We start from the raw sequence: 15,659 nt of genomic DNA, 5'->3' as shown, positions 1-15,659 counted from the left end.
GAAGAACTGAGAATTTGGAATGATAATGCAATAGAGCAATTCCAAGTTATAAACTTCTCAGTTTTCCTACAAGCAGGCTACAATTTCTATAGAGGCATTGCGTGAATAGTGACAAATTTCTTCATAAGCAGGAGGCTTTATGAAATTAAAACGTTTTGTTGCGGCCGATACACGCAGCGCTATGAAACAAATTAAAGAGACACTTGGTGCAGATGCTGTCATTTTATCCAGCCACCATGTTGATGGAGGCGTGGAAGTTGTTGCTGCGATTGATTTTGATGAAACCATTCTGTCAACTTCAGCAGCGGTAGCTTGTGCTGAACCCATCAGTCAGACTCCTAAATTTCAAATGCAAACCCCGCTTGAGGATATGCGTCAGGAGATTCAAACTTTAAGAGGGATGCTCGAAGCACAATTAAGAGGAAATGTGGGGGTCCATGAGCCTTTACATACTATTTTACTTCAGAAACTTTTGTATCTGGGGGTAAGTCATACCACTGCTGCGACTTGGGCATGTTCGGTAAGACCTGATTTAAATCAACAAAGAGGGTGGGAATCTGTACTGAATCTTATTACAGATCAATTAAGCATTTGTGATACACGTCGAATAGAAGAGGGCGGTGTTTATGCTTTTGTTGGACCAACTGGTGTTGGAAAAACGACAACATTGGCTAAAATTGCAGCGCGATTTACTTTGAGATTTGGCGCAGATAAGTTAGGCCTGGTGACTATGGATACTTATCGAATCGCAGCCCAAGAACAACTCATGATGTATGGAAAAATTTTAGGAGTTAAGGTGTGTGTTGCTCAAGATGAGATTTCTTTGGCGCGCGTGTTACGGCAATTAAATGATAAGAAATTAATTTTGATTGATACCGCTGGAATGAACCCTGCAGATGAACGTGTTGTAAAACAAATGCATGTGTTAGGCACTTATTTGCAGTCGATTTCTAAGGTTTTAGTTTTACCGGCAACAAGTCATTACCAAGTATTAATTGATGCGATAAGACGTTATGAAGCAGATCAAATTGATCAGTGTATTTTGACAAAATTGGATGAATCGTTAGCTGTAGGCGGTGCACTCAGTGCACTTATTGAATCGGGTTTAGGTGTGAGCTATTTGACACACGGACAACGTGTACCGGAAGACATTAAAATGGCAACACGCCATCAGCTCGTTGAGTTATTTGCTGAACAGGAAGCACAACTGTTTCAGACAGATAATGTTAGGAAAGCACATCAAAGTGCTGGGAGAGAATATCATGTCTAAAGTGAGACGAAATATAAGTGATCAAGCTTCGGGGCTGAGAAATCTATCGCGTGCTAAGCCGATTAAAGTAATTGCAGTCTCGGCGGGAAAGGGCGGAGTTGGCAAGAGCAACGTTTCTGTTAATTTGGCAGTTGGATTGGCTCAGCTTAATAAAAAAGTAATGCTGCTTGATGCTGATTTGGGATTGGCAAATATCGATATTATGCTGGGGCTGCATACTAAATATAATTTATCGCATGTAATTCAGGGAATCTGTCATTTAAGTGACATTATTTTGCCAGGTCCTAATGGTATTAGTGTCATTCCCGCCGCTTCCGGAACAGAGTTTATGACACAACTCTCTCCACCAGAGCTGGCTGGAATTATTGATGCGTTTAATGAGCTTACTGATGATTTAGACTACATGATTATAGATACTGCTGCAGGTATATCTGACACGGTTTTAAGTTTTACTCGTTCATCGCAAGAATTAATCGTTGTTGTATGTGATGAACCCACGTCATTAACCGATGCATATGCTTTAATTAAAGTAATGAGCAAGCGTTATGAATGGACACGGTTCCATATTCTAGCCAATATGGTGAGAAATGAGCGTGATGGACGAGAATTATTTAATAAATTATTCAAAGTTTCCGAGCAATTTCTTGAGGTTCAGCTAGACTATTTAGGAGCGGTTCCTTTTGATGAACACATACACAGGGCAGTGAAAATGCAAAAACCCGTATTAATTGCTTATCCTGATTCCGCTGCTGCTTTGGCGATGAGACAGTTAGCAGACGAAGTATCTGAGTGGCCACCTAGTTCCCTGCTGGGCGGTAATACCAGTTTCTTTTTAGAACGTTTAGTAGCGGGTGACTTTTAAGGAGATTAATGTGGATGCTTTGGCTGCCTATAGCAAAGTGAACCAGCAAATTCAAGAGACGCTGGTAAAAACTCATGCCTTGTTGGTTAAGCGCATAGCACATCATTTATTGGGGCGGTTACCGCAAAGTGTACAACTCGATGATTTAATACAAGCGGGGATGCTCGGTTTGCTGGAAGCAACAAGACATTATGATTCTTCCAAGGGTGCTTCATTTGAAACCTATGCGGGAATCCGAATCCGAGGATATATGCTTGATGAAGTAAGGCGTAATGATTGGGTTCCTCGTTCAGTGTATCGTAATGCACGAATGATTTCTGAAGCAGTGAAATCCGTTGAGCACCGATTAGGAAGAGAGGCCAAAGATTCAGAAATAGCAGCTGAACTCGGAATACCACTTAATGAATACCATGAAATGTTACAAGACTCTGTAAGCAGTCATTTATATGGTTTTGAAGATTTGGGTGTTACTGACGATGCCCTACAAGTCGAAGATGGATACGCTTCTACCGAGCCTCATGTTAATGTATTTCATAGCGATTTAATGCGGCGTTTATCGGACGTAATTCGTGGATTGCCTCAAAAAGAGCGCATGGTACTTTCTTTATATTACGAACAAGATTTAAATCTAAAGGAAATTGGAGAGGTTATTGGCGTTAGTGAGTCACGTGTTTCACAAATCCTCAGTCAGGCAACACATCGTATTAAATCACGATTACCGGAATAAAATGAATGGATGCATTAACTTTAATAGGGATGTTAGTCAGTTTTTTAGCTATTACAGTAGGGCAGATGTTAGAAGGTGGGAGCATGCAGACCCTATTGAACTTTTCTGCATTGTTAATAGTGCTCGGGGGAACAGTAGGTGCTGTTATGGTGCAAACACCACTAGGTACTTTTAAAAGAGCCTTTAAAATTTTACCCTGGGTTATCAAACCTCCCAAACTCGAATTTGAACACTGCCGCAACAAGATGTTTGATTTGGCACGAAAAGCCCGTCAGCTGGGTTTGCTTTCCTTGGAAGAGCATTTGGAAGTTGAAAAAAATCCCCTCATTAGTAAAGGATTAGAGTTGTTAGTTATTGGCGTAGATAAACTCACTATAAGACAAGTTCTAGAGGATGAGATTGATCGTGTCGAAGCGCATGACTCCCATGCAGCACAAGTTTTTGAAAGTATGGGGGGATACAGTCCAACTATAGGAATATTGGGAGCAGTATTGGGGCTGATTCAAGTAATGCGCCATTTATCGGAACCTAGTGAATTGGGATTAGGTATTGCAGTAGCATTCGTAGCTACGATATATGGAGTGGGAATGGCCAATCTTATTTTTTTACCGGTGGCGAATAAATTAAAAAGTTGTATTGCTCGTCAAGTGCACTATGACGAAATGATTGTAGAAGGGTTAGTTGCGATCGCTTCTGGAGAAAGTCCAGGAATTTTGCTGTTAAAACTCAATAATTTTGGCCAACAGAAGAAAGATGAAAAAAAGAAAAAAAAGAAATGAACAACATAACGATAATCATCGTTGGGTTGTTTCATATGCAGATTTTATTACCTTGCTATTTGCCTTCTTTGTAGTGATGTATGCTATTTCTTCTGTAAATATTTCAAAGTATCGCTCCCTTTCTGAGGGAATGAAATCAGCGTTCAATAAAAAAGATGAAGCTCGGGCACTCAAATCAACGAAAAGTATAAAAGACGGACCACAAACCAAACAGTTTCAAAGTCCTTTTAAAGATGGGCTTGATGAACTAAATCAATCATTAGCAGAGTTGGAAGATGGGAATTATAAAATCAATCGACAAGAAGGGTGGGTTGAGTTAGATATTAAATCAGGTGCTTTATTTGACTCCGGTGAATCCGATTTAAAACCAGAAGCCTTTGTTAAATTAATGCGATTGGCCAGTAAAATTAAAAAATCATCTTCTATTATTGCCATTGAGGGATATACAGACAATATTCCTATAGAAACCCCACAATTTCCGTCAAATTGGGAGCTCTCTGCGATGCGCGCAGCAGTTGTGGGCCGTATTCTAAATTCATTTGGGATTGCAACAAATCGCATTTTAGTGACGGGATATGGAGAACAATATCCTGTTGCTGATAATGTTACAGAACAAGGACGGGCTGCAAATCGTAGGGTGATTATCATCATTGCTTTGGATAGAAATATTCCTCGTCTTTTAAATCCAGAGCTAAGTCATCCAGCAGCTCATCGTGTAGTCATCGGAAATAAGGATATAAATATAAAATGATTACTTTTATTTTAAGTGTAAATGGGGTTATTTTTTTATTTTTACTGAATTACTTATTTAATCAGCGGAAGAAGTTTATTCATTTTCAGGAACAATTGGATATACAGCAAAAACTAATTGAGCAAATCACTAAGGACCATCCCATGTTGATTCATGCCGATTTATTATTCTCTAAACAATTAAAAGAGATAAATACTCAATTGATTAGTATGGATAATCAAATTCAGGATTTAGAAAATAAACGAGCTAATGATGGCGGTTATCGCCATGCTTTGCGTATTTTGGAAATGGGTGGAAATCGAGATGAAATTGTTGAAAGTTGTCATTTATCTCCAGCAGAAGCTGATTTATTAATGAATTTGCAAGCTTATCGGACTGCAATGAAGACTCCATAGCTGTTTTTTTGCCTACTTTCACGGTAAAATCCCAAACTTATTTTTTACTTAGTCGCGCTTTATCTTATCGTAGACTGCTCCACGCAGGCAGTGTGAAGATTAGAGCTATGACCTAATTACTATTTTTAAAGAGACACTTATGTTAGAAGTAAACCAAATTAATCTTAATCTGGTGGATCTTATTAAGCGAGTAGAAGCGCTTAGGGGGTATCTTTGACTTTGATGCTAAGAGTGAGCGTTTAGAAGAAGTCGTTCGAGAGTTGGAGTCCTCTAATGTTTGGGATAATCCGGAGGTTGCTCAAGCCCTGGGTCGTGAACGAACCCAGCTGGAAGGAGTGGTTTCAACTTTAACTTGCTTAGGTCAATCCATTACTGATCTAAATGAATTGTTTGAAATTGCGCGTGAGGAAGGTGACGAACAAACTATCAATGAAATTGGCGAAGAGCTATTTTCCATTGAGAAAAAAGTTGCTGATTTAGAGTTTCGTCGAATGTTTTCCGGAAAAATGGACGACTCAAATGCGTACTTAGATATTCAATCAGGTTCTGGTGGAACTGAAGCCCAAGATTGGGCCGAGATGTTATTGCGCATGTATTTACGCTGGGGTGAACAACACGGGTTTACTACAGAACTAATTGAGTGTTCCCCAGGCGAGGTTGCCGGTATTAAAAGTGCCACTATTTATTTTAAAGGAGAGTATGCTTTTGGATGGTTGCGTACGGAAAGTGGGGTGCACCGTTTAGTGCGAAAATCTCCTTTTGATTCAGGAAATAGACGACATACTTCTTTTGCAGCAGTATTTGTTTCGCCTGAAGTTGATGATGATATTGATATAGAAATTAACCCTGCCGACTTACGTATTGATACGTACCGAGCTTCCGGGGCCGGTGGACAGCATGTTAACCGAACTGATTCAGCAGTGCGTATTACTCATGCACCAAGTGGAATTGTAGTACAATGCCAGAATGATCGAAGCCAGCATCGCAATAAAGATCAGGCAATGAAACAGCTGCGTGCCAAGTTATATGAATTGGAAATGCAAAAGAAAAATGCAGAGCAGCAAGCATTAGAAGCCAGTAAATCAGATATAGGTTGGGGATCTCAAATTCGTTCATACGTATTGGATCAATCTCGTATTAAAGATCTACGGACCAGTGTTGAAACAAGCAATACACAAGCTGTATTGGATGGGGCGTTGGATCAATTTATTGAAGCCAGTTTAAAGGCAGGAGTAGGGCAGCATGAGTGAAGAGCAAATTGAACATATAGATGAAAGCGAAGTTTATTATATTCGTAAACAAAAATTAGCTGAGTTACGTACAAAAGGTTTTAATTTTCCAAACCAATTTCGTCGTGAAAATTTAGCTGAAGAGGTCATAAAACATTATGATTCATTAGATAAAGAAACTTTAGCAGAACAGCATGTTAAGGTTACTGTTGCCGGTCGCATTGTATTGAGACGTATTATGGGCAAGGCCAGTTTTTTTCATATTCAAGATTTTTCAGGTCGGATTCAAGTATATATTCGTGCCAATGATCTTCCCGAGCAATATGAGGAGTTCAAGCATTGGGATTTAGGCGATATCGTTGGGGTTAAAGGGGAGTTGTTTAAGACAAATACAGGTGAGCTTACTGTAAATGCAGAGGATATTGAGTTATTGACAAAATCATTGCGCCCCTTACCTGATAAATTTCATGGTTTAGCTGACCAAGAAGTTAAATATCGTAAGCGCTACGTAGATTTAATTGCTAACGATGAAAGTCGTCTTACTTTTTTAACACGTTCGCGATTGATTCAAGCGTTTAGACAGTTTATGGATCAACACTATTATCTGGAAGTAGAAACACCCATGATGCATCCTATCCCGGGTGGCGCTTTGGCACGTCCTTTTGTGACACATCATCATACTTTGGATATGACTATGTATTTGCGTATCGCGCCAGAACTGTATCTAAAACGTCTCGTTGTTGGTGGATTTGAGCGTGTTTATGAAATTAACCGTAATTTCCGCAATGAAGGAATTTCAACGCGTCATAATCCGGAATTTACTATGGTGGAATTTTATCAAGCCTATGCAGACTATAAAGACTTGATGAATTTTACCGAAGAATTATTACGCTACCTCTGTGATACAGTGATGGAAAAACGGCAGGTTGAATATCAAGGTCAAATTATTGATTTTAATAAGCCGTTTGCGCGTATGACGGTGAAAGAAGCAATTTTATATTATCATCCAGAAATCAACGCTCAACAGTTAGAAAGTATCGTAAGTTGTCGTGAGATATTGAAGAAAAAAGGGTTTCCTTTCAAAGAAACGGATGGTTTAGGGAAGCTGCAAATCATATTGTTTGAAGAAACTGTCGAACATCAATTATTTCAGCCTACGTTTATTACGGGTTATCCAACTGAAATTTCACCTTTGGCACGTCGTAGTGATAATGATTCAGATGTGACTGATCGCTTTGAGTTTTTTATAGCTGGTCGAGAAATCGCCAATGGATTTTCTGAGTTAAATGATGCAGAAGATCAGGCCGAGCGTTTCCGTAAGCAAGTTGAAGAAAAAGATGCAGGTGATTTAGAAGCCATGCATTTTGACAGTGATTATATCGAGGCATTGGAATATGGATTGCCTCCTACAGCCGGAGAGGGTATAGGTATTGATCGTTTGGTCATGTTGTTTACAAACTCTCAGTCAATCCGGGATGTTATTTTGTTCCCACATTTGCGGCAATAATAAACAGCTACACAGCAGAAACATAGCCTGACTATTGATGCGGCCATAATCTAGAGTTTTGTGAGATTATCATAAACTTCATTATGGCTCTCAGTAGTCAGGTTATGCTTTAAGCGTTCTTATTGGGTATTGAGCCCAAGCAAAAAGGAATAATAATAATTTATCAGGTGGCTTTATGTTTGTTACTCACTTCCAGAAGGCGATTACATACATTAGAGAAACTCAGGAAATCGCTTTATTTGCTACGATGGCTGACGCAAGACTTTCAGCGGCATTTAGCGTATCTCCTTTGTTCTATATCATTTTGCCTTTTATTGGCTTCTTATTAACTGTAAATGCCTTAATTAATGGATATCAACTTACAAAAGCCAGCAATCGCAATGTGGATAAGTGGTCACTTTTTGCTACTTCTGCGGTTTGTGCTGTTTTAGCCAGTGTATCACTTTATGGTGCTGCAATTTCGAAGATTCTTGATTTTAGCTTTGCTGCAGGCCCTTGGTTTTTCTTTAGTAGTTTACTAGTGGCATTAACTCATCAGCTCATGATGTTTGGACTCAACTTATATAGAGCCTTTGAATCTCCAAAAGACAGTATTCAACGGATGCATTATAAGCAGGCCGCTTTAAGTAACGCGTTTGCCATGGCTTTTTTATCCTCAGCTTTAGGTGCGGTGGTTTTTGCTTTACTTTTTCCTATAGCTCCAGTTGTCGGCACAGTGTTTTCAATTACAGCAGTCTTATTTACTGGTGTAGATTTATTGTGGCGTATGGCTCCCTATTCTGTAAAACAACTTATCAAAGGTTGGCTTCATTTGAGCAAGCCTGATGTAACGCAGGATGCAATTGTGAATAAGGAGGCAATTTTTAACCCGCAAAATAAGGAAGTAGAACCTAAACATCACAGAATGTTTACATGTTGTGATTACAGTGCAGTAATTCGAAGAATGGATAGAGGAGAAGCTAAGCCTTATCTTGTAGGGCTGATTCAGAACAAATTGAAATTACTGGAGGATCAAATTGGTCCAGGAAATGAAAAAATAAAAGATAAGATTACATTATTAAATACACTATCCAAAGCAATAGAAAATCCTCAAGAAATTTCTAAAAAGAATGTTAGAGCGAAACATCCTTTGGCTTTTCAGAGTTTTTGGGCTGAAAAAGGCGATGTTGAACAAATATTGGATGCAATCATTGAGTTTCACGATAGGGGACGAATTGAAGAGTGTTTTCGATTAAGTCTAGTCCCAGGGTAAACAACTTATTAGGTTAACGTTATGGTTTGGGAAAATACCTTAAAAAAAATCAGCAATAAAACAGCTTTTAAAGCTGCATCGCAATGGGTAGAAAATCCAGGTAATTTGCAGTTGGTAAATAACCAAATCAATTGTGTGTATCGTTTTGAGTCTGAGGGTAAAGGATTCTATTTACGCATAACTCATGAAAATATTCGTCCTGAAAAAGAATTACTAGCTGCCATCGATTTTCAACAACACTTGTTTCAAAATGATGCTCCAGTTTGTGAAGTACTTATATCGAAAAATGGATATTATATTGAAACTGTTGTGCAAGAGGAGCTTCATTTTTTAACTCAAGTTTGTTCGGAAGTTCCGGGAACAATCATGCATTTCGAATATCAGGATAAAAATGCATACGTTCACTGGGGGCAAGCATTGGCTCGTTTGCATCGCGCTGCAGGAACTTATCAGGCGGATGACCATCATTTTAGAAGTTGGAAGGACTTATGGGAGGAAACGGCTGGTTACCTTGCTTATGAAGACTCCGCTATCCAGGATTTATTCCACACTATTGACGAGCACTTCAGAACTTTTAAAATAAATAATGTTAATTTCGGTTTGACACACGGCGATCATCGTCCAGGAAATGTGTTGTTTGACGGCAAAAACATTCATTTTATTGACTTTGATGAGCCAGTTTATCATTGGTTTATGGCTGATATTGCTAAGCCTTTTTTAGATTTATGCGGTAATCCCTATTCTAAGTGGGCTGCGAAATTTGCCTGGATGATAGAAGGATATAAGAGTATTTTATCTATTGATGAGCAGTTATTACATGCGATAAATGATTTTAGCCAAATGAAGAGCCTGGATATTTATCTTTGGTGTAAAAATAATTGGAATGAACCTACGGCACCAGGTGGAAAACCAAGGGAACAGTGGCTCAATGAGCTAAGGCATATGGCATTTTCACCACTATTTCAATTTTAAATTAAGATGAATGCAATGATAAAAAAATCAAATAAAAATAAAGTTTATGAAGCTTATGATGAAATAATTGATTGGTATGATGCGCATCGTAATAAAGAGCTCCTTATGGAGCAGTTTTATTTGCAACAAGTAAAAAAATATTTTCCTCATGGTGGACGTGTGCTGGATATTGGTTGTGGCACAGGAGAACCTATTGCGAAATTTTTGATTGAATCCGGTTACGACTTAACTGGTGTTGATGCCAGCAAAAAAATGATAGAGCGTTGTAAACATAACTTTCCCACGGCTCAATGGATCTTGGAGGATATGAGGACGATGAAGTTTACTGAGCCGTTTGATGTTGTCATTGCATGGCATAGTTTTTTTCATTTACCACAAGCCGATCAACGAAATGCGTTAAATTTATTTTCTGGCTTAGTTAAACCAAAAGGCCTATTACTTTTTACTTCAGGACCTGAAGCAGGGGAAGTTTGGGGTGACAATGGGGGCCATGATTTATTTCATGCTTCACTGGATACTAAAGAGTATGAAACGATTTTACATACGAACAATTTACGGATATTGGTGCATAAGATTAGCGATCCAGATTGTGGCGACGCGACTGTATGGCTTGCCCAAAAGAACGGATAAATGTAGAGGCATGCACGACCGCGTCATCCTGAGGAGTTACGACGAAGGATCTCCTGATTTTTTACTTATACTAATCTTCTGGAGATCCCTCTCTGCGTTCGGGATCACATCTTCCGTTATTGTAACCTGGGGGCTGCGCAGCGAAACCCAGGAAAAGAGGCACCTAAGTTAGAATTGTCTGATTAATTGTACTGTAAATTATCCGTATTTTTGGATGATAAAGCAGAATTGTTATTCAATTTAGGATCAAAAAAAGCTTGCTCTGCCACTACAAGCAGCGCTTGAGATTTTGCTTGTTTTAGATTCTCGTTTTCCTTATCGATTTCAGGATCTTGAGGCGCTAATTTTCTTGCTCCATCGAGCGATTGCTCTGCCTTTTCCCAATTTTTTTCTAATCGATAACAACAGGCTATATTAAGCAAGGCATCTGCTTTATCCTGCGCGTCTTGAGTTCGCTCAAAAAATGCTGCAAACTTAGTTCGTGCTTCGATATATACACCTTGTTTGAATAGACACATACCTAGTTGATTGAGCGCTGTAAAGTGATTTTCATCCAGTTCAAGAGCTGAGGTATAGAGTTTCTGTGCTTCTGTATATGCTTGGGTATTGTATAGATGATGTCCGAATTGTGCATAACATTCCGTAAGATTTTCTATAATTCCATTGTGAAGTAATTTGTCATTTTGATGACAGTGAGCTATAGCCTCAAGGTAATAGTGAATAGCGTGATTAAACTGTTTGCTTATCATTTCTTCAAGGCTGTTGTCTTCAGATAATTTCTTCAGTAGTTCAATATATTGTTCATACCAGCTGGCAATAGAATGCAAAAACATGGGATTGTCATTACATAGTTCCAGTGCTGACTTGAGTGCAATTTGAGCATGCCGCAATAAAGTAAGACAATTTTGTAAATTGATATTCAGATATCCTTGAGCGAGCTTCATATAAAGCAAACCTAGATTGTGTCGTACGGACACGCAAGAAGGATCACACTCTATAGCATTTAAGTAACACGTGATGGCTATCTCATCCTTATTGTCGGCGGCATAACATTGTCCTAACAGATCAAAGGCATTCGATTGATTTTCTTGTTCTTTTGTCTCCTGAGTTAACTTAATAAACTGTTGCAAATAAGAAATAGCCTCCTGTATTTCATCGGCTAAAAAGCAGGTTTTTCCTAAAAAAAAGTAGGTTTCGGCAGCTTCAGGATTTAGTTTTATTGCTTTAAGAAATAAATTTTTAGCTTGAATGTATTTAGCGTTATTAAGGGCTTCTACACCTTGTAAATGGAACGAATTAACCATATTTACCCTCCTATAGAGTAGTTAAATTTTTACGTCCCTATATGTCAAATCAAACTAGAGCGTAGAATATAATAAACATTTTTTTTTTAATAGTAATGAGATGAGGTATTTTATGGCAACGGTACTTGGCATTAGTGGTGTATCAGGTGCTGGAAAATCAACGCTTTCTACGATGCTTGCGAAAAGCTTACGTGCGCTACAAATTAATTGGGATGAGTTTGATGAAATTTCCATTGCCCCTCAAGATTATGTAGAGTGGTATCAAGGTGGACAAGATTACCAAGAGTGGAATTACAGGGAACTTGCTACTGTATTGCAAGGACTTAAGGCAGGGCATTCAATGGTACATCCGATAACCCAGGATAGGCTAAAACCTAGGGAGTTCATTATTTTTGACGCTCCTTTGGGGCGATTACATCAACAGACAGGGCAATATATTGATGTATGTATTCATATTGAAGTTCCGTTAGATGTTTCCTTATGCAGAAGAGTGCTACGAGACTTTAAAGAAGAAAAAAAAGAGAAAATGGAGCTTATGGCTGAGTTGGAGTTTTATTTAGATAAAGCGAGGCCTTTATTTTTTGATGAACAGTTGAAAAAAAACGCCGATTTCATAATTGATGGCATGTTTCCAACTGAGTTTCAGATACAATTGATTAAGCGCTTTTTAGGTCAAAAGAAAAGCATGGATATTTTTCTTTGATGAAAAATAGTTAGAATTAACCTACAGATCGAAAACCAAGGAAGCAGTGGCTCAATAACGCTTACCGATTTTTTATCAAGGGGTTATTGGGTTCTCTTTTATAGACTCAGGGCCAGTTTGATTTAGTTTTACAGTGGCTAGTGCAACTTCTACTAAACCTGGAACAGCCCTAAACCCTTTTTCCAGTTGTGGGTCGGTATTACATTTTAGAATACACGTCTCGAGCGCTTTTGTTTTTAACTCAGCTTCCTCTTTATATTCATGAAAAGCTCTCCTTAAAATAGTAACCATTATTGAGTTATTTTCACTGTCGAACATTTGTGCATGGTCCATTAGAGTACGCTCTGCAATATCAGCTACAGTTTTCAAAGGGAGCCTGGTAATATCCTCCAGGTTATAAACATTATTGTCACTATCATACAGTCTATCTCCTGTTAATGTCGTCATGATCGAAATGAATTGAAAGAGACAGGCTCTATCTGCAAGTGGGTTTAAAATAAGACCTCCCACTTGGTTTTCGGCAAAATTTTTAGAATCAATGATCTCGAATCCTTCTGTTGGTATATAAGTGGCACTAATTTGAATGGGTAAAACATTATTTGCTTTGACGGTAGTTCCATCGCTAAGCGCATATGCGCTTCTTCCAATGGAAACTTTACTATTATCAGCACTGTAAAAAAGCATAGGTTGATGTAGTTTGCTTTCAATGGCTTTTGAAATGCTACGGGAACGAATATCCGTACTCATGCAAATGCCTGGCTGGCTTGCCATTCCTCCTTGCATGTAATCCGGCTCTCTTAAATGGCCGTCTAGCACAATCGCTCGCAATCCTTTCTCAGTGGTTGAATGCGTAAATGAACCCACATTAATATCTGGTCTTTTTAAAGATTCCTGAACTACTTTATCTATCAACATACCGGGAGAATCAACAGCTCCTTTAGAGCGAAAGTAATTAGCAAGTGTCGCGCCTTTTAATTCTTTTTTTAAATGTTTTTGGGTATCTTCGGAACTGCAATGTACTAATATCGGTAGCACTTTTTGTAGATCAATTTGCTCTGGCACTACGAGCTTATCCTCTTTATTGACCTCTATGTGCAATGCATTAGTAGGATGGCGTATTACCCAAGATAATTGATTTAAGTTCTGGCCTGATTGATTCATGAGCTCAGCGGAGTATTCGCCGGTCATTTTAGTAGCTACAGTCTTAGAATTTTTTAATATATTCTGTAGATTCTGTATTTTTGAGAAACTCATCTTAACTGCCTTGATTGGTTTTCCTATGATCAGTATAGATTATGTAGGTGCAATATGTTTGATATCGGTGCATCCCCCTTATGAGATGGCAAGAGAGGTCTTGAGAATATTGGAATTGAATTTGGATAATGGCTGTAATGAATTTTTACATCTAAAACATGCTATACGCATGATACATTATATTAAACTACCTATTCCTATATTTAGATTAATCTGCAATCTGATTGATTGAAATATATACACGCCATCAATATAGCCTATACTACAAATAATCGCATTTAATTAAGGAATGGGATATGTCAAAAAAGGACAGTTTTTTTATCCATCCTAAATATAAACAAGACATCACGAGAGAGCTATTTAAACACGCTCTAACGCCGATGGTTGTTCATCCAAATGATGGTAAGCTTTATGGTCCATTTCTGTATTCTGCGGAGAATTCTTATATAAGAATTCTACAAAATAACAGTATTGAATTGGAGGATAAAGAAAGCTCGGTAATTTTAGGATATTATCCCAATCTTTTAGAAATGGATAATGGAGATGTATCCGTTGTTTTGGATCTTCTGGAGCGAGCGGACTTTAGTGCGCCTCAACTCATTTTTTATACTTCCCAATTACCGCAGATTTTCCATCATCAGTTTTCTGGTGTAGAGGTTTTTTGGCCACAGGAAGAATTGCAGAATAATAAACTCAACATTGTTATTGCGCTCACAAATGAATACGGAAATGTTCAAATTAGAGATTTATTCTTAATCAACGCGTTGAAAGCTGATTTGCAAAAAGCCATTAATACTTTGCCATTGAAAACAATGATAATTTATGAGCATTGTCTTGATGAAATTGCATGACAAGCTGTTTTTTATTTGACATCAATAGATGTTCCTTTTTTGAAGCATACCAATTAATCCAAAAATAGACTATTGTTATTCGCTCATGTTAATATCAGAGAGGTTAAAAATTTTACTAAGGATTGTTTATGTATAAAGCCTTCAGGAAAATCGTTGCTTCTCATCCTACCAATATGTTATCAAAGAACACCAATGCGTCCTCACAGTGGCTAGGATTTTTCCAACGCTTTAATCATACTGAGTCTGAACCAACCTTGGTGGAGCTTGCACAAAAGGTTTCGGTAAACCATCCAGAACACGGCGAATTGTTTGGTCCTTTTTTACATACTGTGCGAAGTAATATGTTCAAAGAAATCCTTAAAGATACGTGTATCGATCTCAAAAATGACACGGGGAGTGCGGAAGTATTAGGTTACTTTCCTGATTTACAAAATGGAGTAGAAGGTGATTTCTCACGTGTTTTAGATCTATTGGAGCGTGGTGATTTAAATAAGCCTAGTTTGATTTTTTATACAAAACATCTCCCTAAGGTCGTACATCATCAGTTTTCAGGTGTAGAAGTTTGTTGGCCAAAAGGTGATTTATCTCAGGGTAAGCTCAATATTGTTCCTGTTGCAACAAATGAGCATGGGGATATTCGATTCCAAGATAACATTTTAGCAAGCGAGGTGAAGGCACTTTTAGAAAATGCGATAAAGTCATCACCTAAGCATGAAAATCTATATTCAGATTATTTAAATAGACTTTTCAAGGAGTCGTCATCAGATACCCTCGGATGTCGCAAATAATAAGATAACATGCTGCTCGTAGGCTTACATTCTTGGATAACTTAAGTATTTAGCCTCTTGCTGCCCTGATTGCTGTGAACGCTAACGAAGTATGAGCCATAAAATCTCGTCAATATAGTGAGGAATTGTTATGATCCGTTTTTTTAGTTCAATCCCTAAAATTAAAGAGGGGGCTAATCTTTTCAAAATGGCCAATGTTAAACGTATGGACACTCATGGCAATACTTTTTTTGTTGCAGAAAACATTCCTTTTGAAAAGGCCAAGCAGATGGAAAGTGAATTAGAGGCTCGAGGTCATAAACAAACTTATTGGACAGAAGAGATAGAACATTCGAAAACTGCAGGCCATGAAGAGTCGAAGACTGAGAACTATAGTCCGAGATAG

At 38.2% G+C, this 15,659-nt stretch carries 17 protein-coding genes; 15 read left to right on the top strand and 2 right to left on the bottom strand.

The window, feature by feature from the left end; translation table 11 throughout:
- Window positions 1–139 precede the first annotated feature (139 nt).
- From flhF to ACWTEW_RS18470, 11 genes are all read left to right on the top strand, one after another.
- A complete protein-coding gene (gene flhF / locus ACWTEW_RS18520; protein WP_454783130.1) occupies window positions 140–1,270 on the top strand; it encodes a flagellar biosynthesis GTPase FlhF in 1,131 nt (376 codons plus the stop codon).
- A complete protein-coding gene (locus ACWTEW_RS18515) occupies window positions 1,263–2,132 on the top strand; it encodes a MinD/ParA family protein (RefSeq protein WP_454783129.1) in 870 nt (289 codons plus the stop codon). The genes flhF and ACWTEW_RS18515 overlap by 8 nt, the downstream gene beginning before the upstream one ends.
- A gap of 10 nt (window positions 2,133–2,142) precedes the next feature.
- On the top strand, window positions 2,143–2,859 hold the full coding sequence (locus ACWTEW_RS18510; RefSeq protein WP_454783128.1) for an RNA polymerase sigma factor FliA: 717 nt from the start codon (window positions 2,143–2,145) through the stop codon (window positions 2,857–2,859).
- A 5-nt stretch (window positions 2,860–2,864) separates the two neighbouring features.
- On the top strand, window positions 2,865–3,638 hold the full coding sequence (locus ACWTEW_RS18505; protein WP_454783127.1) for a flagellar motor protein: 774 nt from the start codon (window positions 2,865–2,867) through the stop codon (window positions 3,636–3,638).
- Window positions 3,613–4,389, top strand: coding sequence for a flagellar motor protein MotB (locus tag ACWTEW_RS18500; RefSeq protein WP_454783126.1), 777 nt, complete (start codon window positions 3,613–3,615; stop codon window positions 4,387–4,389). Before ACWTEW_RS18505 ends, ACWTEW_RS18500 begins: the two co-directional genes overlap by 26 nt.
- The gene (locus ACWTEW_RS18495; protein WP_454783125.1) at window positions 4,386–4,784 is read left to right on the top strand and encodes a DUF2802 domain-containing protein; all 399 of its coding nucleotides are present in this window, start codon (window positions 4,386–4,388) and stop codon (window positions 4,782–4,784) included. Before ACWTEW_RS18500 ends, ACWTEW_RS18495 begins: the two co-directional genes overlap by 4 nt.
- Window positions 4,785–4,923: 139 nt before the next feature.
- Window positions 4,924–6,034, top strand: a protein-coding gene (gene prfB, locus ACWTEW_RS18490; RefSeq protein ID WP_454783124.1) for a peptide chain release factor 2 whose coding sequence is annotated in 2 segments (ribosomal slippage) — window positions 4,924–4,998 and window positions 5,000–6,034 — 1,110 coding nt in all. Because the reading frame shifts where the segments join, the coding sequence is not laid out codon by codon here.
- Complete coding sequence (gene lysS, locus ACWTEW_RS18485) at window positions 6,027–7,520, top strand: lysine--tRNA ligase (RefSeq protein ID WP_454783123.1); 1,494 nt, start codon at window positions 6,027–6,029, stop codon at window positions 7,518–7,520. Before prfB ends, lysS begins: the two co-directional genes overlap by 8 nt.
- 175 nt (window positions 7,521–7,695) lie before the next feature.
- Complete coding sequence (locus ACWTEW_RS18480; protein WP_454783122.1) at window positions 7,696–8,772, top strand: hypothetical protein; 1,077 nt, start codon at window positions 7,696–7,698, stop codon at window positions 8,770–8,772.
- 21 nt (window positions 8,773–8,793) lie between these two features.
- A complete protein-coding gene (locus ACWTEW_RS18475) occupies window positions 8,794–9,744 on the top strand; it encodes a phosphotransferase enzyme family protein (protein WP_454783121.1) in 951 nt (316 codons plus the stop codon).
- 15 nt (window positions 9,745–9,759) lie between these two features.
- Window positions 9,760–10,374, top strand: a complete 615-nt coding sequence (locus tag ACWTEW_RS18470; RefSeq protein WP_454783120.1) for a class I SAM-dependent methyltransferase — start codon at window positions 9,760–9,762, stop codon at window positions 10,372–10,374.
- A gap of 182 nt (window positions 10,375–10,556) precedes the next feature.
- On the opposite strand, the gene ACWTEW_RS18465 is transcribed toward ACWTEW_RS18470, so the two are convergent.
- Window positions 10,557–11,678, bottom strand: a complete 1,122-nt coding sequence (locus tag ACWTEW_RS18465; protein ID WP_454783119.1) for a tetratricopeptide repeat protein — start codon at window positions 11,676–11,678, stop codon at window positions 10,557–10,559.
- A 112-nt stretch (window positions 11,679–11,790) separates the two neighbouring features.
- Here ACWTEW_RS18465 and ACWTEW_RS18460 point away from each other — a divergent pair, with 112 nt between their 5' ends.
- On the top strand, window positions 11,791–12,381 hold the full coding sequence (locus tag ACWTEW_RS18460; RefSeq protein WP_454783118.1) for a nucleoside/nucleotide kinase family protein: 591 nt from the start codon (window positions 11,791–11,793) through the stop codon (window positions 12,379–12,381).
- Window positions 12,382–12,456: 75 nt separating this feature from the next.
- On the opposite strand, the gene ACWTEW_RS18455 is transcribed toward ACWTEW_RS18460, so the two are convergent.
- Window positions 12,457–13,635, bottom strand: coding sequence for a hypothetical protein (locus tag ACWTEW_RS18455; protein ID WP_454783117.1), 1,179 nt, complete (start codon window positions 13,633–13,635; stop codon window positions 12,457–12,459).
- 296 nt (window positions 13,636–13,931) lie between these two features.
- Here ACWTEW_RS18455 and ACWTEW_RS18450 point away from each other — a divergent pair, with 296 nt between their 5' ends.
- The 3 genes from ACWTEW_RS18450 to ACWTEW_RS18440 all read left to right on the top strand — a co-directional run bounded on the left by ACWTEW_RS18450 (window position 13,932) and on the right by ACWTEW_RS18440 (window position 15,659).
- Window positions 13,932–14,486: a hypothetical protein gene (locus tag ACWTEW_RS18450; protein WP_454783116.1), complete on the top strand. Its 555-nt coding sequence runs from the start codon at window positions 13,932–13,934 to the stop codon at window positions 14,484–14,486.
- A 128-nt stretch (window positions 14,487–14,614) separates the two neighbouring features.
- Window positions 14,615–15,274: a hypothetical protein gene (locus ACWTEW_RS18445; RefSeq protein WP_454783115.1), complete on the top strand. Its 660-nt coding sequence runs from the start codon at window positions 14,615–14,617 to the stop codon at window positions 15,272–15,274.
- 130 nt (window positions 15,275–15,404) lie between these two features.
- Window positions 15,405–15,659 carry a hypothetical protein gene (locus ACWTEW_RS18440; RefSeq protein WP_454783114.1) on the top strand — a complete coding sequence of 85 codons (255 nt, stop codon included), beginning with the start codon at window positions 15,405–15,407 and terminating at the stop codon, window positions 15,657–15,659.

Source organism: Legionella stuttgartensis (genome assembly GCF_977063405.2).
Note: the sequence above shows the minus strand (reverse complement) of the source record. Positions and strands in the feature narration are given on the sequence as shown.

Coding starts and splice junctions, on each gene's coding strand:
- flhF (WP_454783130.1), top strand. CDS start 140: ATGAAATTAAAACGTTTTGTTGCGGCCGATACACGCAGCGCTATGAAA.
- ACWTEW_RS18515 (WP_454783129.1), top strand. CDS start 1,263: ATGTCTAAAGTGAGACGAAATATAAGTGATCAAGCTTCGGGGCTGAGA.
- ACWTEW_RS18505 (WP_454783127.1), top strand. CDS start 2,865: ATGGATGCATTAACTTTAATAGGGATGTTAGTCAGTTTTTTAGCTATT.
- ACWTEW_RS18500 (WP_454783126.1), top strand. CDS start 3,613: ATGAAAAAAAGAAAAAAAAGAAATGAACAACATAACGATAATCATCGT.
- ACWTEW_RS18495 (WP_454783125.1), top strand. CDS start 4,386: ATGATTACTTTTATTTTAAGTGTAAATGGGGTTATTTTTTTATTTTTA.
- lysS (WP_454783123.1), top strand. CDS start 6,027: ATGAGTGAAGAGCAAATTGAACATATAGATGAAAGCGAAGTTTATTAT.
- ACWTEW_RS18480 (WP_454783122.1), top strand. CDS start 7,696: ATGTTTGTTACTCACTTCCAGAAGGCGATTACATACATTAGAGAAACT.
- ACWTEW_RS18475 (WP_454783121.1), top strand. CDS start 8,794: ATGGTTTGGGAAAATACCTTAAAAAAAATCAGCAATAAAACAGCTTTT.
- ACWTEW_RS18470 (WP_454783120.1), top strand. CDS start 9,760: ATGATAAAAAAATCAAATAAAAATAAAGTTTATGAAGCTTATGATGAA.
- ACWTEW_RS18465 (WP_454783119.1), bottom strand. CDS start 11,678: ATGGTTAATTCGTTCCATTTACAAGGTGTAGAAGCCCTTAATAACGCT.
- ACWTEW_RS18460 (WP_454783118.1), top strand. CDS start 11,791: ATGGCAACGGTACTTGGCATTAGTGGTGTATCAGGTGCTGGAAAATCA.
- ACWTEW_RS18455 (WP_454783117.1), bottom strand. CDS start 13,635: ATGAGTTTCTCAAAAATACAGAATCTACAGAATATATTAAAAAATTCT.
- ACWTEW_RS18450 (WP_454783116.1), top strand. CDS start 13,932: ATGTCAAAAAAGGACAGTTTTTTTATCCATCCTAAATATAAACAAGAC.
- ACWTEW_RS18445 (WP_454783115.1), top strand. CDS start 14,615: ATGTATAAAGCCTTCAGGAAAATCGTTGCTTCTCATCCTACCAATATG.
- ACWTEW_RS18440 (WP_454783114.1), top strand. CDS start 15,405: ATGATCCGTTTTTTTAGTTCAATCCCTAAAATTAAAGAGGGGGCTAAT.